The organism is Streptomyces sp. NPDC039736, assembly GCF_055596485.1.
Map to the genome: position 1 here is coordinate 1 of NZ_JBVIUQ010000013.1, position 25,809 is coordinate 25,809.

Genomic DNA, 25,809 nt, shown 5'->3' on the forward strand with positions numbered 1-25,809 from the left:
CGTCCCGGTCGACCGTCAGGTCATCGGCGAAGTGCCGGTCGCCAGTGGCATCGGGCACGTACTTCACACAGACAACGATCCTCAAGCTCACGCCGGGTCTCCTACTGCATCGTCTATTTGTCGGCTGCCTCGTTGCAGGCAGCATAGGCGCCTGAAGGGGCGGTTTCCGGTCGGGGCGGGTTGCGCTCCAGCCGAAATATTACTCGTCAGTACACCCAGAGGGTTCCCGCCAGGCAAGCGCAGGCAACTGTGACCTTGCCAACGCTGTGCGATCGCCGACAAAAGCGGCGCTTTCGGGAACTCTCAGTCGCGCAGCGCGTTGAAGCGCCCCTGGTGGTAGAGGAGCGGCCGCCCCTCCCCCGTCGGGTCCCCCGCGACGGCCTGGGCGAGCACGATGCGGTGGTCCCCGGCGGGCACCCGTGCCACCACGCGGCACACCAGCCACGCGAGGACGCCGTCCAGTACGGGAACGCCCTCGGGCCCCGCCCGCCACCGGGTGGGCGCGCCGAAACGGTCGGCGCCGCTGCGGGCGAACGTCGCGGCGAGGGCCTCCTGGTGATCGCCGAGTATGTGGACGCCGACGCAGTCGGCGTCGGCCACCACGGGCCAGCTCGAGGACCCCGTGCCGATGCCGAAGGAGATCAACGGCGGCTCCGCTGCGACGGAGTTGAGAGAGGTGGCGGTGAACCCCACGGGGCGGCCGTCACGGCCGGCCGCGGTGATGACGGCGACGCCCGCGGCGTGCCGTCGGAAGACCGAGCGGAGCAGCTCGGGAGCGGCCCGCCGGGGAGCGGCGGGAGTCGGCTGGAGCGTCATGGAGCTGTCCCTCGGCGGAAACGGAGTGCGCACTTCTCGAGTCCGCGGCTGTTCAGACACCCGGACAGCGCGCACTCGCGTGGCGGCCCGGGTTCACCCGGGCCCGCCCGGGGGGACGGAGTTCCGGCGGCATGACGTCAGACTGACGATTCCGGGTGCGCACCGTCAAGCGCGCACCGGCCGCCGACCGGTGGGATTGATCACGTCGCCTCTCGCCCCGCGGCACCCCGCCTCCCGTGCACCGCCCGCTCACGCCACCACACACCCTCACGCCACGGCCAGCCCGAGCGCCGCGATGACGTCCACCCGGCGCGGCTGCCCCACCGCCCGGCGCACGATCCGCCCCCGCGCGTCCAGGACGAGCACGGTGGGCGTCTGCCGGATGTCCAGTTCCCGTACGAGCGCGAGGTTGTCCTCCGCGTCGATCTCGACGTGCGCGACGCCGTCCACCATCGCCGCGACCTCCTCCAGGGTCCTGCGGGTGGCCCGGCAGGGCTGGCAGAAGGCGCTGGAGAACTGCACGAGGGTGGCCCGCTCCCCCGGCTCGACGCCGAGTTCGGCCGCGCCCAGTCGTCGCCCGCCGTCTCGTTCCGGCATATTTCACCCTCCCCTTACGCACTGCTTGTCACAGTGTGCAGCGTGCGGCGCGGTGCGGCGATTCCCGCGGACGTACGACACTTGTCAGCGGCCCGCACCAGGTCAGGGCGGGAACAGACATCGTTCGACGTGATGAGAATCTCGCGTCGCGGGTACTCGGGGACTGGCTACTCGGGCGCTCATGGGGCACGATCTGCCCAACGCCGAAAACCTACGGCAGCGTAACTTTCGTACCGGGAGAGCCCTCCCCGGTCAGAGAAGGGTCCCCGTCATGGCAGAACTCGTCTATCGGCCGGTCGTCGGCGCCGCGCGCACGCTCTTCAAGGCGCTCGACCTGAAGATCGACACGCAGGGTTCTGAGAACATCCCCCGCTCCGGCGGAGCCGTGCTGGTCAGCAACCACATCAGCTATCTCGACTTCGTCTTCAACGGTCTGGCCGCCCTGCCGCAGAAGCGCCTGGTGCGCTTCATGGCGAAGGAGTCGGTGTTCCGGCACAAGGTGTCGGGCCCGCTGATGCGCGGCATGAAGCACATCCCGGTGGACCGCAAGCAGGGCGAGAACGCGTACCGGCACGCGCTGGAGTCGTTGCGCTCGGGCGAGATCATCGGTGTGTTCCCGGAGGCGACCATCTCCGAGTCGTTCACGCTCAAGAGCTTCAAGTCGGGTGCGGCCCGGCTCGCCCAGGAGGCGGGCGTGCCCCTGATCCCGATGGCGGTCTGGGGCACCCAGCGCATCTGGACCAAGGGCAGGCCGCGCAACTTCGGCCGCAACCACATCCCGATCACGATCCGGGTGGGCAAGCCCGTGGAGGCCGCCGCCGGCGAGTACGCGGGCGCGGTCACCCGCCGGTTGCGCGAGCGCGTCCAGGAGCTGCTGGAAGCCGCTCAGCGGGCCTACCCGGTGCGCCCGAAGGACGACAAGGACACCTGGTGGATCCCGGCCCACCTGGGCGGCACCGCGCCCACGCCGGCCCAGTTGCGCGAGGCGACCGGCTGAGAGGCCGCGCTACAGGGCGTTCGGCAGGGCCTCCCACAGGCGGGGCCGGTCGGGCGCCTCCCGCAGGGCGCGCACGACCTCCGGGTGGGGCGCGGCGTACAGGAGTGGGAAGTCCTCCTCGCCGCGCCCCTCCCGCGGCACCCACGCGAGCCGTTCCCCGTCGAGCGAGAAGCGCGCGTCGACGCCCTCCTTGTTTCCGCGCGGGTCCTGGCGGTGCCAGGTGCCGCGGAACCGCACGGCGACGAGCCCGTGCAGGCAGTGCCCCTGCGCCCCGTCGTACTCCAGCCGCTGGTAGCACAGGGCCGTGGGGACGTCCTCGGCCCGTAGCAGGGCCGCGAGCGCGTGTGCCTTGGCGTGGCAGATGCCGGTGCCCCGCGCCAGGACGTCGGAGGCCCGCCAGGTGACGCGGAGATCGCCGGTGTCCGCCGAGTGCGGAATGGTGTCGCGTACGAACTCATAGGCCACCCGCGCATATTCATACGAGTCCGCCGCGTCCGCGGCGAGCCGGGCAGCCGTCTCGCGGACGGTGGGGTGGTGATGGTCGATGACGTCGTCAGCAGCCAAGTAGGCGGAAAGTTCCGGGGTTTGTTGGATCAGCTCCATGGCGTACGAGCATAGAAATGCGACCACCCGCGAGTCAATGACTTTACGGGCAGCCGCATATTCATGCAGACGGTACGGCGGGAGCCTAGCGCGCCATCTCTTCCTTGAGCGCCTGGACGAAGGCGTCCACGTCGTCCTCCGTCGTGTCGTACGCGCACATCCAGCGCACGTCACCCGCCGCCTCGTCCCAGAAGTAGAAGCGGAAGCGCTTCTGGAGGCGCTCGCTCACCTCGTGCGGCAGGCGCGCGAACACCGCGTTGGCCTGCACCTCGTAGAGGACCTCCACGCCGTCGACACCGCGCACGCCGGCGGCGAGCCGCTGGGCCATCGCGTTGGAGTGCCGGGCGTTGCGCAGCCACAGGTCGCGGGCGAGCAGCGCCTCCAACTGCACCGACACGAAGCGCATCTTCGACGCGAGCTGCATGGAGGACTTGCGCAGCCGCTTCATCGCCGTGGGGCGCACCGCGTCCGGGTTCAGGACGACGACGGCCTCGCCGAACAGCATGCCGTTCTTGGTGCCGCCGTACGACAGCATGTCGACGCCCACCGCGTTGGTGAAGGCGCGCATGGGCACGTCCAGGGAGGCCGCCGCGTTGGCGATCCGGGCGCCGTCGAGGTGGACCTTCATGCCGTGCTGGTGGGCGTGGTCGCAGATCGCGCGTATCTCGTCGACCGTGTAGACGGTGCCGAGTTCGGTGTTCTGGGTGATCGAGACGACCTGGGGCATCGCCCGGTGCTCGTCGTCGAATCCCCAGGCCTGCCGGTCGATCAGCTCGGGGGTGAGCTTGCCGTCCGGGGTGGACACGGTGAGCAGCTTGAGGCCGCCGCTGCGCTCGGGCGCGCCGCCCTCGTCCACGTTGATGTGGGCGCTCTCGGCGGCGATCACCGCGCCCCAGCGGTCGGTGAGCGCCTGGAGGGCGACCAGGTTCGCCCCGGTCCCGTTGAAGACCGGGAAGGCCTCGGCGGACGGACCGAAGTGCGAGCGGATCACCTGCTGGAGGTGGGCGGTGTAGTCGTCCTCGCCGTACGCGACCTGGTGGCCGCCGTTGGCGAGCGCGAGCGCGGCCAGGACCTCCGGGTGGGCGCCCGCGTAGTTGTCGCTGGCGAAACCGCGTACCGCGGGGTCGTGGTGGCGGCGGGCGTCCGTGCGCGGCGGGTTGCGGGGGGTGTCGGTGGTGACCGTCGTGGTCGTGGTGGTCGTGGTGGTCACGGCTCCGGTCACCGGGTCCGCGGTGTGGTCCGTCACGGCTTGGGGGTCAGCCACAGGCGCTGTCCATTCACTTCCGGGGCGGGCTTCTCCCAGACTCCGGCGATGGCGTCCGCCAGTTCCGTCACGTCGGTGAAGCCCGCGAACTTCGCATTCGGGCGCTCGGCGCGCATCGCGTCGTGCACCAGTGCCTTGATCACCAGGATCGCAGCGGCGGTGCGCGGCCCGTCCTCGCCCCCCGCCTTGCGGAAGGCGTCGCCGAGCGCGAGCGTCCACGCCTCGGCGGCGGCCTTGGCGGCGGCGTACGCGGCGTTCCCGGCGGTCGGCTTGGTGGCGCCGGCGGCGCTGATCAGCAGGTAGCGGCCGTTGTCGCTGCGCTGGAGGCCCGCCTGGAAGGCGAGTGAGGTGTGCTGGACGGTGCGGATCAGCAGCTTTTCGAGCAGTTCCCAGTCGGCGAGGTCGGTCTCCGCGAAGGTCGCGGAGCCGCGCCAGCCGCCCACCAGGTGGACCATGCCGTCGATCCGGCCGAACTCCTTCTCGGTCTTCTCCGCCCAGGCCCGGGTGGCGTCGAGGTCGAGCAGGTCGACGGTCTCGCCGATGACGGTGGCGCCGCCGTGTGCGTACCGGGCGGCGTCGACGGCCTCGGCGAGGCGGGCCACGTCGGCGTCCGCGCCCACGACGGTGGCGCCCGCTTCGGCGAGCCTCAGCAGGGTGGCGCGGCCCGCCGGGCCGGCCGCTCCGGCCACGGCGATGACGGCTCCGTCCAGGGGGCCCTCGGGGGGGTTGGTCGCGTTCATGTCGGTCGCCTCCTGGGCGCGGGGGCTCACGCGGCCACCCGCTCGGCGCCCGCCGCGGTGATCCCCTTGGTCGAGGCGATCACTGACTTGAGCTTCTTGGAAAGCGCCTCATAGAACATGCTGAGCGGAAACTCGTCCGGAAGCACGTCGTCGACCAGCTTCCGCGGCGGCAGCGACAGGTCCAGCGCGTCGGGGCCCTTGGCCCAGCGCGATCCCGGGTGCGGGGCCAGGTACGTCGACACCAGGTCGTACGCGGCGAACCAGTGCACCAGCTTCGGGCGGTCGATGCCCGCGCGGTACAGGTCCTCGATCTCGGCGCAGAGCTGGTTGGTGACCTGCGGGGCCCGCTCCCAGTCGATCTTCAGGGTGTTGTCGGTCCAGCGCACCACGTCGTGCTTGTGCAGGTACGCGAAGAGGAGCTGGCCGCCGAGTCCGTCGTAGTTGCGGACGCGCTCGCCGGTGACGGGGAAGCGGAACATGCGGTCGAAGAGCACGGCGAACTGCACGTCGCGGCCCTGCGGGACGCCGTCGGCCTCCAGCTTCACGGCCTCCTTGAAGGCGGTGAGGTCGCAGCGCAGCTCTTCGAGGCCGTACATCCAGAACGGCTGGCGCTGCTTGATCATGAAGGGGTCGAACGGCAGGTCGCCGTGGCTGTGCGTGCGGTCGTGGACCATGTCCCAGAGCACGAAGGCCTGCTGGCAGCGGTCCTGGTCGGCGACCAGCGCGCGGATGTCGTCGGGCAGGTCGACGCCGAGGATGTCGACGGCGGCCTCGGTGACGCGGCGGAAGCGGGCCGCCTCGCGGTCGCAGAAGATGCCGCCCCAGGTGAACCGTTCCGGCGCCTGGCGCACGGCGATCGTCTCGGGGAAGAGGACCGCGGAGTTGGTGTCGTAGCCCGAGGTGAAGTCCTCGAAGGTGATGCCGCAGAACAGCGGGTTGTCGTAGCGGGTGCGCTCCAGTTCGGCCAGCCACTCGGGCCACACCATGCGCAGCACGACCGCTTCGAGGTTGCGGTCGGGGTTGCCGTTCTGGGTGTACATCGGGAAGACGACGAGGTGCTGGAGACCGTCGGCGCGCGACTGGGCGGGCTGGAAGGCCAGCAGGGAGTCCAGGAAGTCCGGTACGTCGTACCCGGACGCCGCCCAGGCGCGCAGGTCGGCGACCAGGGCGCGGTGGTAGGCGGCGTCGTGCGGCAGCAGCGGGGAGAGCTCCTCGACCCCGGTGATCACCCGCTCCACGGCGGCGTCCACGGCGGTACGGGCCGGGGCGCCCTCGGCGTCCAGGTCGACGGAGCCGTCGGGGCTCTGCCAGGGGCGGATCTCCTCGACCGCGGCCCTGAGCGCGCCCCAGGCCGGGTGGTCGACCACTCGCGAGGCCTCGGCTATGCCTTCACCAGCAATGTCCTGCACCAACATCTGCGTCATGTCACTTCCTCCACGGGAGAACCTCGCGTCAAGAAACCGTATCCACGCGAGGTTCTTCCGCACAAGAGGAGCCGGGATAAATTATCCTGCGCAACCCCCCAGATCACCGGAATTCTTCCTGTCGCACCGTCCTGCGGCGGCGATGGCTCCCGTCCCGCGGGTCGGCCCCCGGGGCCGCCCGGTTCTCGCGCGCCCGTGGGCGGACGGGGCGCACGGCGCGGGAGCTCCGCTGCTGGAGCATCCGCTCGTGCTGCGCGTCCGGCTGGGCTGCCCCGCGGAACCGGAGCCGGCCCGGGCGGTGCTGGAGGACCCGGACCGGTCGGGCCCGCCGGACGCCCGGAGCGGGACGGGCCCGCCGGACGCCGGGGGTCAACCTCTGTCCGGCACGACCTCGGACGGGTGATGTGGCGCGGTCCCGGCCACGGGCGGGGGTAGGACGGACGCACCCTGTCCTCGTCGCCGTCCGCGCGCGCTGTGCGCCGGTCGCGCGGAGGTCACTTCCCGATGTGCCTGGAGCCGTACCCCATGAGCATGCGCGCCGTCCTTCTCGCCGCCGTCGTCACCGGTCTTCTGCTGGGCATCGCGAACGCCCCGGCGGAAGACTCCGGTTCCTCGCGCCGGACGGGTTCCGTCGCGGAGGCAGGCCGCTAATCTCGCTGTGAGTTCCGAGCCCGGCGCTCCGGGCTCTGTGCCGCCGTCGACGGAAGCGAGATCGCCGTGTCCTTCCTCACCATCGGTCATCGCGGAGTCATGGGTGTCGAGCCCGAGAACACCCTGAGCTCCTTCCTCCACGCCCAGCGGGCGGGCATGGACGTCATCGAACTCGACCTGCACCTGAGCAAGGACGGCGCGCTCGTCGTCCTGCACGACGCCGACGTCGACCGCACCACGGACGGCCACGGCCCGGTCGCCGCCCTGTCGCTCGCCGAACTGCGCGCCCTGAACGCGGGCGACGGCGAGCGCATCCCGCTCTTCGAGGAGGTGCTCGACGCGGTCTCCGCGCCGATCCAGGCGGAGGTCAAGGACGTGGCCGTCGCCCGGACGCTCGCCGAGGTGATGCTGCGGCGCGAGCTGGTGGAGCGCGTGGAGGTGCTGTCGTTCCACGACGAGGCACTGACGCGGATCGCGGCGCTGGTGCCCGGGGTGCGGACGGCGCTGGTCGCCGAGTTCTACGGCCCCGAGGTGGTGGACCGGGCGGTGGCCGTGGGGGCGGCGGCCGTGGTGCTCGACCTGCAGCGGCTCACCCTGGAGACCGTGCGGCGGGCGCACGGGCAGAAGCTGCGCGTCATCGGCTGGGTGGTGAACACCACGGAGGAACTGCGGCTCGCCCACGCGCTGGAGCTGGACGGGGTGACCACGGACTTCCCCGAGATCCGCAGGACCGGCCGCTTCATGGCGTGAGCGCGGGTCCGCTTCATGGCGTGAGCGCGGGTCCGCCCGGCCCCGGAGGCCCCTCAGAGCTCCTTGACCAGGAGTTCGAAGGCGAGGTCGTCGCGCCGCGGGATGCCGAAGCGCTCCTCGCCGTACGGGAAGGGGCTCATCCTCCCCGTACGGCGGTAGCCGCGGCGCTCGTACCAGGCGATCAGGTCGTTCCGTACGGAGATCACCGTCATGTGCATCTCCGTGGCGCCCCAGGTCTCCCGCACCTGCCGCTCCGCCTCAGCGATGATCCGCTTGCCGAGGCCGCCGCCCTGGTGCCCGGGGCGGACCGCGAACATCCCGAAGTACGCGGCGGGGCCCCGGTGTTCGAGCTGGCAGCACGCGACGAGTTCGCCGTCGCGCTCCACGGTGAGCAGACGGCTGCCGGGGGCGGTGATGACGGCGAGGACGCCCTCGGGGTCGGTGCGCGGCCCTTCGATGAGGTCGGCCTCGGTGGTCCAGCCCGCGCGGCTGCTGTCGCCCCGGTACGCGGACTCGACGAGCGCGACGAGCGCCGGCGCGTCGCTCTCGGCAGCGTCGCGGAAGACGAGTTCCCCGGGGGCCGGGCGCGAAGTGGTGTCCATGGTGGGTGTGCCCCTCTGTTCTCTTGTCCGGTCCCGTGCGGTTCCACGTGACTGTGTTCAGGCTCCGTGCCGCTCAGTGCGGCTCCGTACGGCTCCCTGGGACGGCGATCCTGCTGACCCTAACGCCACCGCGCGCTCCCCCCGTGTGCCGTTGCGCGTGCGTGCGCCCCGGCCGTTGCGGGCATCGACTCCTCGACCTGTCGACATGTGGTGGTGGACCCGAACGGGGAGGTACGCCGTGCACGGACCGGCGATGTCCGGCTGGCTGCTGGTGGTGCTGTGCGGGGTGACGAGCGCCTACTGCCTGCTGCGGTCGCGCAGCGGCCCCCGACAGGAGCGCGGGGTGGCCCGCGGCGAGGCGCTGATGGGCGTGGGGATGGCCGTGATGGCGGTGCCCGCGGCCGTCTTCGCGCCGCCGCGGTGGAGCGGTCTGGTGTACGTCGCGGTGTTCGGCGCCGCTGCGCTGCGGGCGCTGTGGTGGGTGCGCGGCGGGGTCCGGGGCTCGCACCACGGGCACCACCTGATCGGCTCCGCCGCGATGGTCTACATGGCGGTGGCGATGGCCCACCCGGCCGACGGCGGTGGCGGGCACGGCGCGCACGGGGCCCAGTCGGGTGGAGTGCCGCTGCTGACGGGCCTGTTGCTGGCGTACTACGCGGTGTACGTACTGCGCGTGGGGGCGCGGCTGATGCCGGTTCCGGCGGCGGCGTCCCCCGCGGGCGGGACGGTGTCCTGGGGAGCACGGCCGGAGCTGGCGCTCGCCTGCCGGTTGTCCATGGCCCTGGGCATGCTGACGATGCTGCTGACGCTGTGAACCGCGTGCCGCGCCGCCGAACGGGCCGCGCACGGCGGTGAGTCGTACGTCACTCCCCCACCGGGCCCGTACCCGGGGGTGGGCCCGCCCTCATAGGCTGGGGCCCATGATGGTCTCCCTGTCGCTGCTGCTGCTCGGCCTGCTGACCGCCGTGCTGGCCCCGCGTCTGCTCGCGGGCGCCCACTGGCGCGACCGGGAACCCGTGGTCGCGCTGTGGATGTGGCAGTGCGTGGTGGGGGCGGTGCTGCTGTGCTTCGCGCTGGCCATGACGTTCAGCGCCGCCGCGGCCTGGCAGTTGGTGCGCGGGCACGTCTTCGCGTCGGCGCCGCGCGGGGTCGTCGAGGCGTACGCGCTGGGTGCGTACGGTCCGTGGTCGGCGGTGCTCGCGGTGGTGCTGGCCGGCTGCGGCGTGTGGACCGGCGCGATGCTGGTCCGGGAGATCCACCGGGCGCGGACGCGGCGCCGGCAGCACCGGGCTGAGCTGCTGGTACGGGCTCCGGCGCTGCCCGGCGAGGAGTCCGGCGGCCGTCTGGTCGTCCTGGAGGGCGAGCGGCCGGACGTGCGGTGGCTGCCCGGCGCCCGGCCCCGGCTGGTCATCACCACGGCGGCCCTGCGCCGCCTGGAGGGCCGCCAACTGGACGCGGTGGTGGCGCACGAGCAGGGGCACGCCCGGGCCCGGCACGACTGGCTGCTGCACTGCTCGTCGGCGCTGGCGAACGGCTTCCCGCAGATCCCGGTGTTCGCGGCGTTCCGCGACGAGATGCACCGGCTGGTGGAGCTGGCCGCCGACGACATGGCCTCCCGCCGCTTCGGCCGTCTGACGACGGCGCTGGCGCTGGTGGAGCTGAACGAGGACCGGGGCGTGTTCGGGCCCGCCTCCGCGCCGGACGCGGGCCTCCCGCAGCGGGTGAACCGGCTGCTGGCCCCGGTGCCCCGGCTCTCCCCGGGACAGCGGCTGCGGCTGACGGCGACGTCGGCGCTGGTGCCGGCGGTGCCGCTGGTGGTCGCCTTCATACCGGGGCTGCGGGCGCTGGGATAGCGACTTCGGCCGGTGAATCGGCGTGCTGATGGGGCGTGATCGGCCGCATGTCGGCAAGGATCCCCCCATGTCGTCACCTCCCGGTCCCCCCGCGCCGCCCCCTCTCCCCGGTTCGCCGCCGCCGCCCGGTCTCCCTTCGCCGCCGCCTTCCGGCGCCCCCGCGGCGTCGCGCGCGCCGGCGTTCGTCGCGGGCGCCGTGCTGACTGCCGCGTCCGCCGTGCTGCTCGTGCTGGTGGCCGTCTCCTGGGGGCCGCTGGTCTCCCTCGACCGCGGCATCGCGGACGGTCTGCACCGCTGGGCGGTCGGCGACCCCGCGACGACCGGGGTCATGCGGGTGCTGTCCGACTGGGTGTGGGACCCGTGGGCGATGCGTGCGGTGATCGCGGTGCTCTTCTGCTGGCTGCTGGCGCACGGGGAGCGCACGCTCGCCGTGTGGATCGCGGTGACCAGTGCGGTGGCCGCGATCGTGCAGCAGGCGCTCAAGGCCGCTGTCGGCCGGGAGCGCCCGGTGTGGTCCGATCCGGTCGACACCGCTCACTACGCCGCCTTCCCCTCCGGTCACGCGATGACGGCGACGGTCACCTTCGGTCTGCTGCTGTGGCTGCTGGCGCGGTTCACGGCCTCGCGGGTGGCGCTGGCGGCGCTGCTGGTGCTCGCGGCGGTGTCGGTGCTGGGGGTCGGGTTCACCCGTGTCTACCTGGGGGTGCACTGGTTCACCGACGTGCTGGGCGGCTGGCTGCTCGGCGCGGCGGTCGCGCTGACGGCGGCCGGCCTGCACGCGCGCCGGGAGGCGCGGCGGGCACGACCTCGGCCCTGACGGCCCGGACGTGGTGCGCGGACATGGCGCTGCCCGCCTCGGACGATCCCCCGCGTCGCCCGAGGCGGGCAGCTGTTCCGCGCCCACCCGGTGAGGGGTGCGCACGAACCGCGATGAGTATATTGGCTCGGAGCCAGTCAACGCAGGAGTTAACAGGATGTCCCCGCGCAGCGCATCGGTCAACGAGGAACTGCGCAGACGTTCGCGCGAACGGATTCTGCGGGCGACCGTGGAACTGGTCGGCGAGCGCGGTTACGAGGCCACCACGCTCGGCGCCATCGCCGACCGGGCCGGCTCCGCGCGGGGGCTGGTGTCGTACTACTTCCCCGGCAAGCGGCAGTTGCTCCAGTCCGCGGTGCACCGGCTGATGCACCTGACGGTCCGGGCGGCCGTCGAGCGCGCACCGGAACCGGCGGACGGCCGCGAGGTCCTGGCGCGGGCGATGGACGCCGTGCTGGGGCTGGCGCTGGAGAACCCGGTGCTGATGCGCACGCACATGGCGGGCATCCTCCAGGCCGAGGGCTTCGTGCGGTGTCCCGAGCAGCAGCGGCTGGCCGAGGTGCTGCGGGGCGCGATGATCCGCTACGGGGTGCGCGATCCGGACAGTGAGTACCCGCTGCTGCGGGCGCTGTTGATGGGCGCGGTGTTCGCCCTGCTGCTGCCCGGCGCGCCGATGCCGCTGGTACGGCTGCGCGCGGAGCTGTTCCAGCGGTACGGGCTGGACTGGGAGCTCGGTGTGCCGCCGGACGGTGGCCCGCCCGGCGGCACGGAGGCCGGAACCACCGCGTGACCGCCGGGTGGTCAGAGGTAGTCGGGCTGCGTCTGCACGTTGAGTTCGCGCTGGTGGAACCACTTCGCCGGGTCGGTCCGACGGTCGTTGATCCTCAGGACGTCGAAGCCCTTGGCGATGTCGTTGGAGTAGACGTGGCCGTTGTAGTAGTACGCCGACCAGGAGCCGGCGGTGGAGAGGGTCGTCGTGGAGAGCGGGCCGCGCTCGAAGTAGCCGATCTCCTTCGGGTTCGAGGAGTCGGTGAAGTCCCAGAAGGAGACACCGCCCTGGTACCAGGCCTGGACCATGATGTCGCGGCCCGGAACGGGGATCAGTGAGCTGTTGTGGGCGACGCAGTTCTCGGTGTCGGCCTGGTGGCGCGGGATCTTGAAGTAGCTCTTGAAGGCGAGCCTGCGCTTGTCGCCGTGGCCCTTGATCTCGTAGATGCCGTTGGCGCCGCGCTTGGGGCCGACCTCCGCGTTGCAGGTGGCGCCGCTGCCGCCGCCGAGCTCGTCGGTGAAGACGACCTTGTCGGCGCGCTCGTTGAAGGTCGCCGAGTGCCAGAACGCGAAGTTCACGTTGTCCTGGACGCGGTCGATGACCTTGGGCTTCTCCGGGTCCTTGATGGAGAAGAGGATGCCGTCGCCCATGCACGCGCCGGCCGCCAGGTCCTTCGAGGGGAGCACCGTGATGTCGTGGCAGCCGGTGGTCTCGGAGAGGTCCGGGTTGGCCGGGCCGCCGCCGGGGTTGCCGCCGCCGGGGAAGAGCACCGGGAAGTCGACGACCGCGGCCTTCTGGGGCGCCTTGCGGGGCACCTTGGTGATCGAGATGCCGTCGTGCGGAGGCTGGCAGTCCGGGTACGCGGCGAGCGGCGCGTACGAGGAGACGTACACGTAGACGTTCTTGCGCTCGGGCACCAGGGTGTGGGTGTGCGAACCGCAGGCGGTCTCGACGGCGGCGACGTACTTCGGGTTCCGGATGTCGCTGATGTCGAAGATCTTCATGCCCTCCCAGGAGGACTTCTCCGTGGCGGGCTGCGTGGTGCTGGAGCACGAGTTGTCGCTGCGCGAGGAGTCCGTGGAGAGGAAGACCAGGTTCCCGGAGACGGAGATGTCGTTCTGCGATCCGGGGCACAGGACCTGGGTGACGGTCTTCGGCTTCTTCGGGTTGCTGATGTCGAAGATCCGGAAGCCGTCGTAGTTGCCCGCGAAGGCGTACTTGCCCTGGAAGGCGAGGTCCGTGTTGAGGCCCTTGAGGGCGTCTTTGGGGATGTTCGCCAGGTGTTCGACGTTCTTGCTGTGGACGATCTCGTCCACGCCAGGTGTCTCGCCGCTCCGGATGGCCTCGCGGACCTCTTCCTGCTGCGAGGCGGAGACGCCCTGCCGCTTGGCGGGGGTGTCGCCGGGCTCGGGGGTCGCGGCGGCGGGGCCCGCCGTGAGGAGCGCCGCGAGCAGGCCGGCCGCGGCTGCTGCCACGCCGATTCGTCTGCGTCTCGTGACGTGGGGATTGTTCAACGATGCCACTGCGTACTCCCTTGCTTCGGTTCGCAGTTGGACGGGTGCGGGACGTGCGAAGTATCTGCCTTCTCATGTACATCTCAACAGATGGCAACAGAGATGTAATGCAGTTCTCTGATCATCCGTGTGCGGAAGCGTGCTAGACCGGTCACCAACTGCCCCGTGCGTCTGAGGAGGTTGCCGTGCACACGCGTCGATTCGGCGGGCTTCGGTGCGGGTTGGCCGTGACGGCCCTGCTCGCGACCGGCGCCCTGCTCGCCCTGTCCGGCTGCGACGGGGCCCCGGAGGACGACACCCGGGCGAAGCCGCAGGGCGCGTCCTCGGTCGTCGCCCCGGGAAGGCCCGGCGAGCCCGCGCGCACCCTCAGCGCGGAGGAGGCACGCGAGGAGGCCCCCGGCGACAAGCCCAACTCGGCGGACTTCGCCTACACGGAGATGATGGTCGTCCACCACGGGCAGGCCCTGGTGATGACGGATCTCGTCCCGGCGCGTGCCTCGTCGGAGGGCGTCAAGCAGCTCGCGCTGCGCATCGCCGCGGCCCAGAAGCCGGAGATCGGGGCGATGAAGGCCTGGGAGACCCGCAACGGGGCGGACGAACGGCCGAAGACCCCGCACGACCACGCGTCCATGGCGGGCATGGCGACCCCGCAGCAGCTCGCCGCTCTGAAGGCCGCCGAGGGCAAGGCCTTCGACAGGCTGTTCCTGGAGCTGATGATCACGCACCACAGGGGGGCGCTGACCATGGCCGGTGAGGTCCTGTCGGACGGCAACGACGTGACGATCGAGGAGATGGCGACGGAACTGGTCGCCCAGCAGACGACCGAGATCAACCGGATGGCCCGGATGCTCAGGTCCGGCTGACGCCGGGGGCCGGTCGACGCCCGGGCCACGGGCGCGCCCCGGCCGCGTCGGGCACGCCGCCCCGCCCCGCTCCCCGGCACCTTCCGGGACGCAGAGCCGTACGACCCGCCCCCCGCGGCGGCCCTCGCGCGCGCTGCACGCCTCTGCCGCCGCGGCTCCCGCGGTGCGATGCTGGAAGCACCCTGCGGAAGGGAGCTCCGCCGTGCTTCGCGTCGCAGTCGTCGGTTCGGGGCCCAGCGGCCTCTACACGGCCCAGGCCCTCGTCCAGCAGTCCGCCGTGCCCGATGTGCGGGTGCACGTGCTGGACCGGCTGCCGTGCCCGTACGGACTCGTGCGGTACGGGGTCGCCCCCGACCACGAGAAGATCAAGTCCCTGCAGGGGTCGCTGCGCACGGTCCTGGAGCACGAGCGGATCACCTTCGTCGGCAACGTGGAGGCCTGCACGCCGCAACTGCCCGCGCGACGGCTGCGGGAGCTCTACCACGCGGTGGTGTACTGCGTCGGCGCGGCCGCCGACCGCAGGCTCGGGATACCGGGCGAGGACCTGACCGGCAGCTTCTCGGCAACCGAGTTCGTCTCCTGGTACAGCGCGCATCCGGACGCCGACCCGGGCGGCTTCGCGCTCGGGGTGCGTTCCGCCGTGGTGATCGGCGTCGGCAACGTGGCGGTGGACGTGGCGCGGATACTGGCGCGCGGGGCCGGTGAGCTGCTGCCCACGGACATGCCGCAGGGGGCCCTGGACCTGCTCGGGGGCTCCACCGTGCGCGAGGTGCACGTGGTGGGCCGCCGGGGCCCCTCGCAGGCGCGGTTCACCACCAAGGAGCTGCGGGAGCTGGGCGGCCTGCCGGACGCCTCGGTGTCCGTGGAGCCGTCGGAGCTGGAGCTCGACCCCGGCTACGGCGACCCGTCGGCGCTGCCCGGCGCCCTGCGCCGCAACGTGGAGGTGCTGCGCGGCTGGGCGCTGCGACCGCCCCCGGCGCGGGCGCGCTCGCTGCGGCTGCGCTTCCACCTGCGGCCGGTGGAGATCCTCGGGAAGGCGGGCCGGGTGGCCGCCGTACGGTTCGAGCGGACCGTGCCGGACGGCGCGGGCGGGGTGTGCGGCACGGGGACGCACGAGGACATCGAGGCGCAGTTGGTACTGCGCTCGGTGGGCTACCGGGGCGTGCCGCTGCCCGGCCTGCCCTTCGACGAGGGGCGGGGAACGGTGCCGCACGCGGGCGGACGGGTGCTGCGGGACGGGGTTCCCTCCGCCGGGGAGTACGTGGCCGGGTGGATCAAACGCGGTCCGACGGGCGTGATCGGAACGAACCGGCCGTGCGCCAAGGAGACGGCGGCCTCCCTCCTCGCGGACGCCGGCGCCCTGACGCGCCGCACGCTGCCGGGCGACCCCCTGGACGCGCTGCGCGCGTCGGGGCTGCGGCCGGTGGAATGGCCCGGGTGGCTGGCGATCGAGGCGGCGGAGGCCGCGCTCGGGGCGTCCCTGGGGCGGCGCTCGGTGAAGCTCCACGACTGGGCGGGGCTCCTGGGGGCGGCGGGCGGCACCGGCACCTGAGCGTTCAGGCTCCGTCGCGCGCCTCCTGGAGGTCCGCGGCCTCCAGCACCGCCGCGAGCAGCCCCGGGAACAGCTCCTCCAGATCGTCGCGGCGCAGTGCGCTCTTCTTCGCGGTGCCCCGGTAGACCTGCACGATGACGCCGCTCTCGCGCAGGACGCGGAAGTGGTGCGTGGTCGTCGACTTGGAGACGGGCAGCTCGAAGGCGGAGCAGGCCAGTTCGTCGTCGGTGCGGGCGAGGTCGCGGACGATGAGCAGCCGCATCGGGTCGGAGAGGGCGTGCAGCACGTTCTCCAGCCGCATCTCCGCGCGGTCGGGGTGCGCGAGTTCACGGCCGGCGTGCACTGCTGCGGTGGCCACGGTGGTCTCCTTCGGGGCGGCGTCGGCGACGGTTCCCGTCATTGTACGAGACCTCTCGTAGTTTGACAGATGCCGTACTACGATGGGTATCGTACAAGCAGCAACAGGCCCTTCACCGATACGGAGTTCGCCGTGAGCAGCAGCCTCTTCCAGCCCTTCACCCTGCGCGATGTGACCTTCCCCAACCGGATCTGGATGGCCCCGATGTGCCAGTACAGCGCCGAGACGTCCGGCCCGGACGCCGGCGTGGCGAACGACTGGCACTTCGCCCACTACGCGGCCCGCGCCACCGGCGGCACGGGCCTGGTCCTGGTCGAGGCGACCGCCGTGTCACCGGAGGGGCGCATCAGCCCGGCCGACCTGGGCCTGTGGAACGACACCCAGAAGGACGCCTTCCGGCGGATCACCGGCTTCCTCACGGCGCACGGCACCGTGCCCGGCATCCAGCTCGCCCACGCGGGCCGCAAGGCCTCGACCGACCGACCGTGGCGGGGCGGCGGGTCGGTGGGCGCGGAGACGGAGGGCTGGCAGCCGGTGGGGCCGAGCCCGGTGCCGTTCAAGGACGGCCATCCCGTGCCGACCGAGCTGACGGCCGAACAGATCCGGGAGATCGTGGGGCAGTTCGCCGACGCCGCGCGGCGGGCCCTGGAGGCGGGCTTCCAGGTCGCCGAGGTGCACGGCGCGCACGGCTACCTGATCGGTGAGTTCCTCTCCCCGCACTCCAACAAGCGCACCGACGAGTACGGAGGATCGTTCGACAACCGGGTCCGGTTCGCCCTGGAGGTCGTGGACGCGGTGCGCGCCGTGTGGCCCGAGAACCTGCCGCTGTTCTTCCGCGTCTCGGCGACCGACTGGCTGGAGGCCGGCGGCTGGGACGCCGACGACACCGTTCGGTTCGCGCGGTTGCTCCAGGAGCACGGCGTGGACCTGCTGGACGTCTCGTCCGGCGGCAACGCCGCAACTGTCCGCATCCCGGTCGGCCCCGGCTACCAGGTGCCCTTCGCCGCCCGGGTCAAGGCGGAGACCACCCTGCCGGTGGCCGCGGTGGGCCTGATCACCGAACCCGCGCAGGCCGACAAGGTCCTCGCCAACGCGGAGGCCGACGCCGTCCTGCTCGGCCGGGAACTCCTGCGCGATCCGTCCTGGGCCCGCCGCGCGGCCCGGGAACTGGGCGGCGCGGTGGCCGCCCCGGACCAGTACGGCTGGGCGATCTGAGCGCCCTCAGGGCAGGTCGAACGGCTCCGTCGCACCGCTGAAGGGTTCGTCAGCCGCGCTGTTGCCGAAGTAGCGCAGCCGGTAGGCGCCCGCAGGGGTGTCCGCCGGGACGGTCCAGGTCACCGTCGCGGCGGACGTGCCACGGCCGGTGCGCGTCCAGCGGAAGGCGGTCGACCAGTCGCCGTCGTCGGCGACACGGGTCCAGGCGCCGTCGGCGGTGCGGCGTTCCACGGCGAGGTACGTGTCGCCCCTGCGCAGGTCGTTGGCGGGGTGGGCGGCCACGAAGGCGGCGGTCACCCGGTCGCCGACGCGGGCGAAGGAGAGCAGGTCGCCGTACGCCTGGCCGGGGGACGGCCGGTCCGCGGGCGCGGCACGCCGCCGGGGGCGGGCCCGCGGCAGGGGCTCGGGCGTGCCGGGGTCGGCCGGGCGGCCGTCGCGCATGGCGGCGGCGAGGGCGGCCGCCGTCTGGCAGAGCGCGGGGAGCTGCCAGCGGCCGAAGAGGGTGCTGCCGCCCTCGTACTCCTGGGCGTCGTACTCCTCGGGAGTGGTGACGTAGTGGAAGTAGCCGTTGCTGTAGCCCGCGACGAGGACGTCGGCGAGGTCCGCGCCGACGACGGCCGCCACGGTGCGGCGCAGGCGCAGCCCGGCCACGACGGTGACCTCTCCGGGAATGCCGATGAGGTACAGCCGGCCGATCCGCAGGAGCTGGACGGGCACCCGCTCCTGGACCATGGGGCGGAGCCTGTTGAGCGGCCCCGCGGGCAGGACCAGCGCCTTGGGGGCCTGGGCGTCGCGCAGGGCCGGCGAGAGGGCGTACACGACACGTCGCGAGAGGGCGTCCCAGAGGGGGTTGCGGCCCTCGCGGAAGCCCGCGAAGCCCCTGCCGTCGGCCCAGGCCCCGGCGAGGGCCGCCGCACCGCCCACGGGAGCGCCCGTACGGTGCGCGCGGCCGTCTCCGGTGTACTGCGGGCCCACGTCGGCGCGGGAGAGGTCGAGGTGGGTGACGCGGTGGTCGAGGGGACCGGTGAGCGGGACGGCCTCCGCGATCAGCGCGGTGGCGGACTCCTGCTGGCGGGCGCCCGTGATGCGGGTGTTGTCGTACTCGTTCTCGGTGGGTCCGCTGCCGGGGCGCAGGTTGAGGTTGGGCGACATGTCGGCCGCGTTGGTCTGGGCGAAGGCGGTGATCAGCGCGGGCGGCTCGGGAGCGAGGTAGTCCGCGCGGCCGTCCAGGCGCTCCCAAGCGTAGGCGGCGTAGCCCTTGTTGTCGCTGCTGATCAGGGTGTTGGCGTTGGTCATGCTGGTGTTGTGGACCGGGAACCAGTGGACGGCGCCCACGGACGCGCCGTCCCGGGCGATGTGCAGCAGCGTGGTGTGCGGGTCGACGCCCTCGGGGAAGTGGGCGCGGTCGGCCTCGGGGTTGCGGTCGAAGGCGCGGCGGGAGCGGTTGGCGCTGGTGCCGTGGAGTTCGCCGTGGGCGAGGGAGAGTTCGGCGGGGGCGAGGTCGTCGAGGGCCGCGCGGGCGGCTTCGGTGATGCCGTCGACGACGGCCGTGTACGTCTTGGGGCGGAAACCGCCGGTGTTGCTGTTGTACAGCGCGTGGTGGAAGTAGCCGCCGGGGCCGCAGTGGGTGTGGGTGGCGGTGAGCATGACGTTGGACTCGGTCCACTCGGGCGGCAGTCTGCGCACGACTTCCCGGACGATCCCGCCGGACATCAGCGGGAGTTCGCACACCACCAGCAGGACGCGTCTGTCGCCGGGGCCGGCGCCCTCGGCGAAGGCGAAGGCCCGCGCGCGCAGGCGGGTGTGCAGCCCGGTGGTCTGCTGGCCGGCCTTTCCGTAGCCGAGCATGCCGCACTCGGCGGCCTCCCCGGTGATGTCGGAGATGCCCCGGCCGGCCAGGTGGGTCATGGACGCTCGCTCTCGGGAAGTGCGTGGTCGGGTACGGGGGCCGCTTTCCCCGGATGGCCGGGGGCGGGAGCCGCCTTCGCCGCGTCGTCGGGTACGGGGGCCGCTCCCCCGGCGTCGGAGGTGCGCGCCGCTCTGCGCAGGAGGAGTCCGGCGACGGCGGCGGCGAAGAACATCAGCACCCCGTACGTGGCTCCGGGGACGGCCATCTCGGTGTTGCGCAGAATGCCCATGGCGATGGTGATGGCCAGGGTGGTGTTGTGCAGCCCGATCTCCATGCAGGAGGCGATCGCCTGGCCGCGCTCCACCCGGCACAGGCGCGGCACCCAGTACCCGACGGCGAGGCTGAGCACCAGCAGGGCGACGGCGACGGGTCCGGTGGAGCGCAGGTAGTCGAGGAGGTTCGCGCGCTCCTGGAGGGCGGCGCCGAGGATGATCGCCACCAGGATGACCACCGAGGCGATCTTCACCGGCCGGTCCATGCGCCGCGCGAAGGCCCCGGCACGCGCGCGCACGCACATGCCGACGACCACGGGGACCAGGACGACGGCGAACACCTGGAGGGTCTTGGCGAACTGGAGGCCGAGCTCCGTGCCCTCGCCGAGGAAGTGCCGCGCCGAGAGGTTGAACACCAGGGGCAGGGTGACGACGGAGATCACCGAGTTGACGGCGGTCAGCGTGACGTTGAGGGCGACGTCACCGCCGTAGAGGTGGCTGAAGAGGTTGGCCGCGGTGCCGCCGGGCGAGGCGACGACCAGCATCATGCCCACCGCCAGGACCGGCGGCAGCCCGAAGGCGTTCACCAGGCCGAAGCAGACCGCGGGCAGCAGGACCACCTGGCAGCCCAGGGCGACGAGGGTGGCCTTCGGGTGGGCCAGGACGCGGCGGAAGTCGGCGGGGGTGAGGCCGAGCCCGAGGCCCAGCATGATGACCGCGAGGGCGACCGGCAGGGCGACGGCGGCGAGATCCACGGGAGGACGGCCCGCTGCCCGGTCAGCCGGACAGGCCGGGCGCGGGGACGGCGGTGTGGTCCGCGGCGGCGGTGACCTGGTCCAGGGTGGGGGACGTCATGGCTGACTCTCCTCGTCGGTCGGGTCGTGGTCGGACCGTCGGCCGGGGTGCGCTGCGGGCCGTCCGGGGCGTACCGGCTGGATGGTCGTCAAGCGGGGAGGCGCTGTCAAGGAGTTCGGCCGGAAACCCGGAAACCCGCGGAGCGCGGTGCGCACCGGGCCCGCGCAAAGGCCCCCCGCAATCCCGGCTTACCGCTCTGAACTGGGCGGACGCGGGATCCCGGGGCCATTGTCAGTGGTGGGGTGCAGACTGGCCGATACCTGGAGACAACGACGTCTGGGAGGTGTCGGCCATGTCCGACGTACTGCTCGCGGTAGGCACACGCAAGGGACTCTTCCTCGGCCGCAGGCGCGGCGGCGGGGAGTGGGAGTTCGACGGCCCGCACTTCAACGCGCAGGCCGTGTACTCGGTGGGGATCGACCGCGGCGGGGACCGCCCCCGGCTGCTGGTCGGCGGGGACAGCGCGCACTGGGGCCCCTCGGTCTTCCACTCCGACGACCTGGGAAGGACGTGGACCGAGCCGGACGAACCGGCGGTGAAGTTCCCGAAGGACACCGGCACTTCGCTGGAGCGGGTCTGGCAACTGCATCCGGCGGGGCCCGCCGCCCCGGGGGTGGTCTACGCGGGGACGGAGCCCGCCGCGCTGTACCGGTCGGCGGACCGGGGCGAGACCTTCGAACTCGTACGGCCGCTGTGGGAGCACCCGACGCGCGCGCAGTGGGTGCCCGGCGGGGGCGGCGAGGCCGTGCACACCGTGGTCACGGACCCGCGGGACGCGGACCTGGTGACGGTGGCGGTGTCCACGGCCGGGGTGTTCCGCACCCGGGACGGCGGGGCGAGCTGGGCGCCGTCCAACAAGGGGGTGTCGGCGGTCTTCCTGCCGGACCCGAACCCGGAGTTCGGGCAGTGCGTGCACAAGATCGCCCAGGACGCGGCCGATCCGGACCGGCTGTATCTGCAGAACCACTGGGGTGTGTTCCGCAGCGACGACGCCGGGGCCAACTGGTCGGACATCGGCGAGGGGCTGCCGTCCACGTTCGGGTTCGCGGTGGCCGCGCACCCGCACCGGGGGGACACCGCGTACGTCTTCCCCATCACCGCGGACTCCGACCGGGTGCCCGCGGACCGCAGGTGCCGGGTCTACCGGACCCGGGACGCGGGCAAGAGCTGGGAGCCGCTGACGGCGGGCCTGCCGCAGGAGGAGCACTTCGGCACGGTGCTGCGCGACGCCCTCTGCACGGACGACAACGCGCCCGCCGCCGGGGTGTACTTCGGCAACCGCAACGGTGAGGTGTTCGCGAGCGACGACGACGGGGACAACTGGCGGCAGCTCGCCTCGCACCTGCCGGACGTGCTGTGCGTGCGGGCGGCGGTGATCGGCTGAAGGGGACGACAAGCCGGGAGCCCGGGCCGGCGGCGGGAGCGCGGGGGCCGTTGTCGGACTGGCCCAGTAGAGTGACGCGCTGTGGCAGCAAGATCATTGAAAGAGAGCGTCGAGCCCGGCTGGGCGGACGCGCTGGAGCCCGTGGCCGGACAGATCGCCGCGATGGGCGACTTCCTGCGCGCGGAGGTCGCCGCGGGACGCCGTTACGTCCCGGCGGGTCCCGACATCCTGCGGGCGTTCCAGCAGCCGTTCGACGAGGTACGGGTGCTGATCGTGGGTCAGGACCCGTATCCGACACCGGGGCACGCGGTGGGGCTGAGCTTCTCGGTCGCGCCCGACGTCCGCCCGGTGCCGCCGAGCCTGGACAACATCTTCTGGGAGATGCACACCGACCTCGGACATCCCCGCCCGTCCAACGGGGACCTCACCCCCTGGACGCGGCAGGGGGTGCTCCTGCTCAACAGGGCGCTCACCACCGCGCCCCGCAGGCCCAACGCCCATCAGGGAAAGGGCTGGGAGCAGGTCACCGAGCAGGCCATCACAGCGCTGGCGGCGCGCGGCAAGCCGCTGGTGGCGGTGTTGTGGGGCAGCAACGCGCGCAGCCTCAAGCGGCTGCTGGGCAGCGTGCCCGTGGTCGAGTCGGTACACCCGTCGCCCCGGTCGGCGGACAACGGGTTCTTCGGTTCGCGGCCGTTCAGCCGGACCAACGAACTGCTCGCCCAGCAGGGGGCCGCTCCGATCGACTGGAAGCTGCCGTAGCAGAGGGGCGTCATGGGGTCCGGTGAGAGGTACGCGCTCGGGGTCGATTCGGGCGGCTCCGGTGTGCGCGTCGCGCTCGCGCCCGTACGGGACGACGGGAGGACGGTGACGCACGCGTCGCCGCCCGTGGTGTCGGGCGTGCCCGTGCCCACCGGGCCCGGCGGGCTCGACGCCGACGCCCTGGCCGGGCATCTGGTGCCCGCCGCCCGGGAGTTGCTGGCATGCGTGGGCGGTGGCCGCCTGGCGGCGGTCTGCGTCGGCGCGGCCGGGCTGGCGACGCTGGGCGACCAGGTGCGGGCGCGGCTGCCCGGGGTGCTGGCGCAGGAGTTCGGGGTGCGGCGGGTGGCGCTCGCCGCCGACGCGGTGACCGCATACGCGGGAGCACTGGGGCAGCGGCCGGGGGCGGTCCTCGCCGCGGGCACCGGGCTCATCGGCGTGGGCACCGATCTCACCGCGTGGCGGCGGGCCGACGGCTGGGGTCACCTGCTGGGCGACTGCGGCGGCGGGGCGTGGATCGGCCGGGCCGGGCTGGAGGCGGCGATGCGCGCGCACGACGGCCGCGCGGGTGGTTCCGCCGCGCTGCTGCGACGGCTGGAGGCGGTGTTCGGGCCGCCGGGCGAGCTGCCGGGACTGCTCTATCCGCGGACCGACCGCCCGGCGGTCCTCGCGTCGTTCGCGCCGGAGGTCGCCGCGTGCGCCGCCGAGGGGGACCCGGCAGCCGCGGGGGTGATGGCGGAGGCGGCCGGGCACATCGCCGTGACGGCGGCCGCGGTGTGCCCACGGCCCGTCGCCGGGGTGGTGCCCGAGGTCGCGTTCACCGGCGGGCTGCTGCGACTGGGCGCGCCCCTCCTCGTACCGCTGCACGAACGGTTCGCACGGGCGCTGCCGTACGCGCGGCGGGCGGAGGCGCTGGGGAGCCCGCTCGACGGTGCGCTGCTGATCGGCGTCGCGCTCGCCGCCGACCGCCTGGCATTTCCGTACGATCCACGCATGTTGCACGTATCCGGACAGTGAAACTGTTGAATTCGCGTGCATTCGCCGTCATTCCCTGGATAAAACGGGACAGATACCTCTCGAATACACCCTCCCCGAACGGCCGCACCCGCAAAGCCAGTAGCATGCGGCGCCATGAGCTCCCCCACTGGGCCCGCTTCCGGCCTGCCTGTACGAATGCCGCGCCCCCGCCAGCCCGGGCGACACCGCCGCCCGGAGCCCGTGGCGGCTCCCGAGGGCGCGCCCGCACTTCTCCTCGCCGTTCCCGGCGAGCCGACCACCGCCACCCGCAGCCTGGCGGAAGAACTTCTGAGCATCGCCCGTTCCGAGCTGCCGGGCCTCGACGCCCGCATCGGCTACCTGGACGGCGACGACCGGGGCGACTACCCCGAGTACCCGACGCTGGACGCCGTGCTCGCGCACACCGCGAACGAGCGCACCGCCCGGTACGAGCTGGCCCTGGCCGCCGGCCGCGAGGTGGCGGCCCCCGAGGGCCCCGTCGCCGTCGTGGTGCCGCTGCTGGCCGGGCCCGAGGCATCCACGATGCGGCGGATACGGCAGGCTCTCGTGGACAGCCACGCGGCCGCCGAGCTGACCGACGTCCTCGGCCCGCACCCGCTGCTCGCCGAAGCGCTGCACGTCCGCCTGTCCGAGGCCGGGCTCTCGCGCGCCGACCGCGCCCGCCTGTTCACGGTCACCACCGCGGCCGACGGCATCGTCCTGGCCACCGTGGGCGGCGAGGAGGCCGTGCGGGCCGCCGGGATCACCGGCATGCTGCTGGCCGCCCGTCTGGCCGTGCCGGTGATGGCCGCCGCGCTCGACCAGGAGGGCTCCATCGCCTCGGTCGCCGAGCAGCTCCGCGCTTCGGGCTCCGGGAACCTGGCGCTGGCCCCGTACCTGATCGGCCCGGAGGTCGCCGGCGACCTGCTGGAGACCGCCGCGAAGGAGGCGGGCTGCGCGTTCGCCGAGCCGCTCGGCGCCTACCCGGCGATCGGCAAGCTGGTGCTGTCGCAGTACGCGTCGGTGCTGGGCATCACGCCGCAGCAGGCGGCGCCGGTCCACTGACGGACGTACCCGTACGCGTGCGAAAGGCCCGCCCCCCGCCGCCGGGGGTGCGGGCCTTTCGCACGCGTACGGCCGACGGGCCGTGCGGTGCACGAGCTTGCGCGCGCGTACGGCCGGGCAGCCGGGCGGCGTACGAACGACGAATCAGCCGAAGACCACGCAGGACGCCGCCGGGGCCGCCACCGAGCCCGCCCGGCGCGGAACGCCCGTCGCCGGATCGATGTCGAACCAGGTGACGTCGCCGGAGCGCTCGTTGGCCGCGTACAGGCGGCTGCCCGTCGGGTCCAGCGCCAGATCGCGCGGCCAGTGGCCGCCGCACGGCACGGTGGTGCGCAGGACGGCCCGCTCGCCCTCCGCGGTCAGCTCCAGGACGGAGATGCTGTCGTGGCCCCGGTTGGCGACCCACAGGAAGCGGCCGTCGTGCGCGACCACCCCCTCGGACGCGTAGCTGCGCTCCGCGGGCTCCTCGGACAGCAGGGATGCCTCCGAGAGCGGCGTGAGGGTGCCCGTGGCGGCCTCCCAGCGGCAGAGGGTGACGGTGGGGGCCAGCTCGTTCACGACGTACGCGTACGCGCCCGTGGGGTGGAAGGCCAGGTGGCGCGGTCCGGTGCCCGGGCGCAGCGCCACCTCGGCGTGCACCGTGAGGGTGCCGGCGTCGGGGTCCGGCGCGCAGACCCGCACCGAGTCGGTGCCGAGGTCCACGCTGAGCACCCAGCGGCCGGAGGGGTCGGGGCGCACCTGGTGGGCGTGCGGGCCCTCCTGCCGGCCGGTGTCGGGCCCGCTGCCCCGGTGGTGCAGCACGCAGGACGCCTGGCCGGGGGTGCCGTCGGCGCGCAGCGGCAGGACGGAGACGCTGCCGGAGCCGTAGTTGGCGGCGACGAGGTGACCCGCGGTCAGCGCCAGGTGGGTGGGCGAGCCGCCGCCGACCGGCACCGGCTCCCCCGCCGGGCGGGGCAACGCGTCGCTCACGTCGAACGCGGCCACCGCGCCCTGCTCGGTCTCGCTGACCGCGTACAGCAGCCGTCCGCCGGGGGCGAGCGCCAGGTACGAGGGGTCGGCGACGGCGTCGCTCGCGCCGAGCACGGTGAGCGCGCCCGTCCCCGGGTCGACGGCCGCCGACAGGACGCCGCGTCCGCCCGCCGAGGTGAACGAACCGATGAAGGCGCGTGCCTCCTGGGACGGCGACCCCGATGCGCTGCTGCTGCTCACCGTGCAGCCCCTTTCCACGAGTTGGTGTGTACGTGTGC

Annotated in this window: 26 protein-coding genes and 1 pseudogene; 14 read left to right on the top strand and 13 right to left on the bottom strand. The window is 73.0% G+C overall.

Features of this window, described 5'->3' with window-relative positions:
- From ACZ56L_RS31035 to ACZ56L_RS31045, 3 genes and pseudogenes are all read right to left on the bottom strand, one after another.
- Window positions 1-91: pseudogene (locus tag ACZ56L_RS31035) on the bottom strand (electron transfer flavoprotein subunit beta); the annotation flags it as partial.
- Between the two features lie 212 nt (window positions 92-303).
- Entirely contained in the window at window positions 304-816 is a 513-nt protein-coding gene (locus tag ACZ56L_RS31040) for a flavin reductase family protein (RefSeq protein WP_468689020.1), read from the bottom strand.
- Between the two features lie 267 nt (window positions 817-1,083).
- Window positions 1,084-1,413, bottom strand: coding sequence for a TlpA family protein disulfide reductase (locus ACZ56L_RS31045; RefSeq protein ID WP_471067814.1), 330 nt, complete (start codon window positions 1,411-1,413; stop codon window positions 1,084-1,086).
- A 271-nt stretch (window positions 1,414-1,684) separates the two neighbouring features.
- Between ACZ56L_RS31045 and ACZ56L_RS31050 the strand changes: the two genes are divergently transcribed.
- The gene (locus tag ACZ56L_RS31050) at window positions 1,685-2,410 is read left to right on the top strand and encodes a lysophospholipid acyltransferase family protein (RefSeq protein WP_345225499.1); all 726 of its coding nucleotides are present in this window, start codon (window positions 1,685-1,687) and stop codon (window positions 2,408-2,410) included.
- 9 nt (window positions 2,411-2,419) lie between these two features.
- Here the strand turns inward: ACZ56L_RS31050 and ACZ56L_RS31055 are convergent, their stop codons facing one another.
- The 4 genes from ACZ56L_RS31055 to ACZ56L_RS31070 form a co-directional block, all read right to left on the bottom strand.
- The gene (locus ACZ56L_RS31055) at window positions 2,420-3,013 is read right to left on the bottom strand and encodes a transglutaminase domain-containing protein (RefSeq protein ID WP_471067817.1); all 594 of its coding nucleotides are present in this window, start codon (window positions 3,011-3,013) and stop codon (window positions 2,420-2,422) included.
- 85 nt (window positions 3,014-3,098) lie between these two features.
- The gene (locus ACZ56L_RS31060) at window positions 3,099-4,223 is read right to left on the bottom strand and encodes a threonine aldolase family protein (protein WP_471068031.1); all 1,125 of its coding nucleotides are present in this window, start codon (window positions 4,221-4,223) and stop codon (window positions 3,099-3,101) included.
- Between the two features lie 32 nt (window positions 4,224-4,255).
- Entirely contained in the window at window positions 4,256-5,017 is a 762-nt protein-coding gene (locus ACZ56L_RS31065) for an SDR family NAD(P)-dependent oxidoreductase (RefSeq protein ID WP_401763286.1), read from the bottom strand.
- Between the two features lie 26 nt (window positions 5,018-5,043).
- Window positions 5,044-6,441, bottom strand: a complete 1,398-nt coding sequence (locus ACZ56L_RS31070; RefSeq protein ID WP_401763289.1) for a DUF6421 family protein — start codon at window positions 6,439-6,441, stop codon at window positions 5,044-5,046.
- Window positions 6,442-6,966: 525 nt separating this feature from the next.
- Here ACZ56L_RS31070 and ACZ56L_RS31075 point away from each other — a divergent pair.
- Together ACZ56L_RS31075 and ACZ56L_RS31080 are read left to right on the top strand one after the other, a co-directional pair.
- Window positions 6,967-7,092: a hypothetical protein gene (locus tag ACZ56L_RS31075; protein WP_345225489.1), complete on the top strand. Its 126-nt coding sequence runs from the start codon at window positions 6,967-6,969 to the stop codon at window positions 7,090-7,092.
- A gap of 66 nt (window positions 7,093-7,158) precedes the next feature.
- A complete protein-coding gene (locus ACZ56L_RS31080; RefSeq protein ID WP_345225487.1) occupies window positions 7,159-7,842 on the top strand; it encodes a glycerophosphodiester phosphodiesterase in 684 nt (227 codons plus the stop codon).
- Window positions 7,843-7,895: 53 nt separating this feature from the next.
- Here ACZ56L_RS31080 and ACZ56L_RS31085 read toward each other — a convergent pair whose 3' ends face one another.
- A complete protein-coding gene (locus tag ACZ56L_RS31085) occupies window positions 7,896-8,444 on the bottom strand; it encodes a GNAT family N-acetyltransferase (protein ID WP_345225485.1) in 549 nt (182 codons plus the stop codon).
- Window positions 8,445-8,682: 238 nt separating this feature from the next.
- On the opposite strand from ACZ56L_RS31085, the gene ACZ56L_RS31090 reads away from it, so the two are divergent.
- The 4 genes from ACZ56L_RS31090 (at window position 8,683) to ACZ56L_RS31105 (ending at window position 11,904) form a co-directional block, all read left to right on the top strand.
- Window positions 8,683-9,258, top strand: coding sequence for a DUF5134 domain-containing protein (locus ACZ56L_RS31090; RefSeq protein ID WP_345225483.1), 576 nt, complete (start codon window positions 8,683-8,685; stop codon window positions 9,256-9,258).
- Between the two features lie 106 nt (window positions 9,259-9,364).
- On the top strand, window positions 9,365-10,297 hold the full coding sequence (locus tag ACZ56L_RS31095) for a M56 family metallopeptidase (protein ID WP_345225481.1): 933 nt from the start codon (window positions 9,365-9,367) through the stop codon (window positions 10,295-10,297).
- 196 nt (window positions 10,298-10,493) lie between these two features.
- Window positions 10,494-11,114: a phosphatase PAP2 family protein gene (locus tag ACZ56L_RS31100; RefSeq protein ID WP_345225479.1), complete on the top strand. Its 621-nt coding sequence runs from the start codon at window positions 10,494-10,496 to the stop codon at window positions 11,112-11,114.
- Window positions 11,115-11,271: 157 nt separating this feature from the next.
- A complete protein-coding gene (locus ACZ56L_RS31105; RefSeq protein ID WP_345225477.1) occupies window positions 11,272-11,904 on the top strand; it encodes a TetR/AcrR family transcriptional regulator in 633 nt (210 codons plus the stop codon).
- 11 nt (window positions 11,905-11,915) lie between these two features.
- Here the strand turns inward: ACZ56L_RS31105 and ACZ56L_RS31110 are convergent, their stop codons facing one another.
- Window positions 11,916-13,406, bottom strand: coding sequence for an LVIVD repeat-containing protein (locus tag ACZ56L_RS31110; protein ID WP_471067824.1), 1,491 nt, complete (start codon window positions 13,404-13,406; stop codon window positions 11,916-11,918).
- Window positions 13,407-13,582: 176 nt separating this feature from the next.
- On the opposite strand from ACZ56L_RS31110, the gene ACZ56L_RS31115 reads away from it, so the two are divergent.
- Complete coding sequence (locus ACZ56L_RS31115) at window positions 13,583-14,260, top strand: DUF305 domain-containing protein (RefSeq protein ID WP_471067827.1); 678 nt, start codon at window positions 13,583-13,585, stop codon at window positions 14,258-14,260.
- A 202-nt stretch (window positions 14,261-14,462) separates the two neighbouring features.
- The gene (locus ACZ56L_RS31120; RefSeq protein ID WP_471067830.1) at window positions 14,463-15,812 is read left to right on the top strand and encodes an FAD-dependent oxidoreductase; all 1,350 of its coding nucleotides are present in this window, start codon (window positions 14,463-14,465) and stop codon (window positions 15,810-15,812) included.
- 4 nt (window positions 15,813-15,816) lie between these two features.
- Here ACZ56L_RS31120 and ACZ56L_RS31125 read toward each other — a convergent pair whose 3' ends face one another.
- Entirely contained in the window at window positions 15,817-16,212 is a 396-nt protein-coding gene (locus ACZ56L_RS31125) for an ArsR/SmtB family transcription factor (protein WP_380837602.1), read from the bottom strand.
- A gap of 153 nt (window positions 16,213-16,365) precedes the next feature.
- Between ACZ56L_RS31125 and ACZ56L_RS31130 the strand changes: the two genes are divergently transcribed.
- Complete coding sequence (locus ACZ56L_RS31130) at window positions 16,366-17,385, top strand: NADH:flavin oxidoreductase/NADH oxidase (RefSeq protein WP_471068034.1); 1,020 nt, start codon at window positions 16,366-16,368, stop codon at window positions 17,383-17,385.
- Window positions 17,386-17,391: 6 nt separating this feature from the next.
- Here the strand turns inward: ACZ56L_RS31130 and ACZ56L_RS31135 are convergent, their stop codons facing one another.
- Both ACZ56L_RS31135 and ACZ56L_RS31140 read right to left on the bottom strand, forming a co-directional pair.
- The gene (locus ACZ56L_RS31135) at window positions 17,392-19,293 is read right to left on the bottom strand and encodes a neutral/alkaline non-lysosomal ceramidase N-terminal domain-containing protein (RefSeq protein WP_471067832.1); all 1,902 of its coding nucleotides are present in this window, start codon (window positions 19,291-19,293) and stop codon (window positions 17,392-17,394) included.
- Window positions 19,290-20,261, bottom strand: a complete 972-nt coding sequence (locus ACZ56L_RS31140; RefSeq protein WP_471067835.1) for a bile acid:sodium symporter family protein — start codon at window positions 20,259-20,261, stop codon at window positions 19,290-19,292. Before ACZ56L_RS31140 ends, ACZ56L_RS31135 begins: the two co-directional genes overlap by 4 nt.
- Before the next feature lie 392 nt (window positions 20,262-20,653).
- Between ACZ56L_RS31140 and ACZ56L_RS31145 the strand changes: the two genes are divergently transcribed.
- From ACZ56L_RS31145 to ACZ56L_RS31160, 4 genes are all read left to right on the top strand, one after another.
- Complete coding sequence (locus tag ACZ56L_RS31145) at window positions 20,654-21,745, top strand: WD40/YVTN/BNR-like repeat-containing protein (RefSeq protein ID WP_401763318.1); 1,092 nt, start codon at window positions 20,654-20,656, stop codon at window positions 21,743-21,745.
- An 81-nt stretch (window positions 21,746-21,826) separates the two neighbouring features.
- Window positions 21,827-22,504 (top strand): uracil-DNA glycosylase, encoded by a 678-nt coding sequence (locus ACZ56L_RS31150; RefSeq protein WP_345225461.1) that lies wholly within the window; start codon window positions 21,827-21,829, stop codon window positions 22,502-22,504.
- Between the two features lie 12 nt (window positions 22,505-22,516).
- Window positions 22,517-23,518, top strand: coding sequence for an N-acetylglucosamine kinase (locus ACZ56L_RS31155; protein WP_471067839.1), 1,002 nt, complete (start codon window positions 22,517-22,519; stop codon window positions 23,516-23,518).
- 114 nt (window positions 23,519-23,632) lie between these two features.
- Window positions 23,633-24,562 (top strand): sirohydrochlorin chelatase, encoded by a 930-nt coding sequence (locus ACZ56L_RS31160; protein WP_345225458.1) that lies wholly within the window; start codon window positions 23,633-23,635, stop codon window positions 24,560-24,562.
- 144 nt (window positions 24,563-24,706) lie between these two features.
- Here ACZ56L_RS31160 and ACZ56L_RS31165 read toward each other — a convergent pair whose 3' ends face one another.
- A complete protein-coding gene (locus ACZ56L_RS31165; protein WP_471067842.1) occupies window positions 24,707-25,771 on the bottom strand; it encodes a lactonase family protein in 1,065 nt (354 codons plus the stop codon).
- Between the last annotated feature and the right edge of the window lie 38 nt (window positions 25,772-25,809).

Coding starts and splice junctions, on each gene's coding strand:
- ACZ56L_RS31125 (WP_380837602.1), bottom strand. CDS start 16,212: ATGACGGGAACCGTCGCCGACGCCGCCCCGAAGGAGACCACCGTGGCC.
- ACZ56L_RS31050 (WP_345225499.1), top strand. CDS start 1,685: ATGGCAGAACTCGTCTATCGGCCGGTCGTCGGCGCCGCGCGCACGCTC.
- ACZ56L_RS31045 (WP_471067814.1), bottom strand. CDS start 1,413: ATGCCGGAACGAGACGGCGGGCGACGACTGGGCGCGGCCGAACTCGGC.
- ACZ56L_RS31065 (WP_401763286.1), bottom strand. CDS start 5,017: ATGAACGCGACCAACCCCCCCGAGGGCCCCCTGGACGGAGCCGTCATC.
- ACZ56L_RS31070 (WP_401763289.1), bottom strand. CDS start 6,441: ATGACGCAGATGTTGGTGCAGGACATTGCTGGTGAAGGCATAGCCGAG.
- ACZ56L_RS31095 (WP_345225481.1), top strand. CDS start 9,365: ATGATGGTCTCCCTGTCGCTGCTGCTGCTCGGCCTGCTGACCGCCGTG.
- ACZ56L_RS31160 (WP_345225458.1), top strand. CDS start 23,633: ATGAGCTCCCCCACTGGGCCCGCTTCCGGCCTGCCTGTACGAATGCCG.
- ACZ56L_RS31105 (WP_345225477.1), top strand. CDS start 11,272: ATGTCCCCGCGCAGCGCATCGGTCAACGAGGAACTGCGCAGACGTTCG.
- ACZ56L_RS31130 (WP_471068034.1), top strand. CDS start 16,366: ATGGCCCCGATGTGCCAGTACAGCGCCGAGACGTCCGGCCCGGACGCC.
- ACZ56L_RS31135 (WP_471067832.1), bottom strand. CDS start 19,293: ATGACCCACCTGGCCGGCCGGGGCATCTCCGACATCACCGGGGAGGCC.
- ACZ56L_RS31085 (WP_345225485.1), bottom strand. CDS start 8,444: ATGGACACCACTTCGCGCCCGGCCCCCGGGGAACTCGTCTTCCGCGAC.
- ACZ56L_RS31040 (WP_468689020.1), bottom strand. CDS start 816: ATGACGCTCCAGCCGACTCCCGCCGCTCCCCGGCGGGCCGCTCCCGAG.
- ACZ56L_RS31075 (WP_345225489.1), top strand. CDS start 6,967: ATGAGCATGCGCGCCGTCCTTCTCGCCGCCGTCGTCACCGGTCTTCTG.
- ACZ56L_RS31155 (WP_471067839.1), top strand. CDS start 22,517: ATGGGGTCCGGTGAGAGGTACGCGCTCGGGGTCGATTCGGGCGGCTCC.
- ACZ56L_RS31145 (WP_401763318.1), top strand. CDS start 20,654: ATGTCCGACGTACTGCTCGCGGTAGGCACACGCAAGGGACTCTTCCTC.
- ACZ56L_RS31055 (WP_471067817.1), bottom strand. CDS start 3,013: ATGGAGCTGATCCAACAAACCCCGGAACTTTCCGCCTACTTGGCTGCT.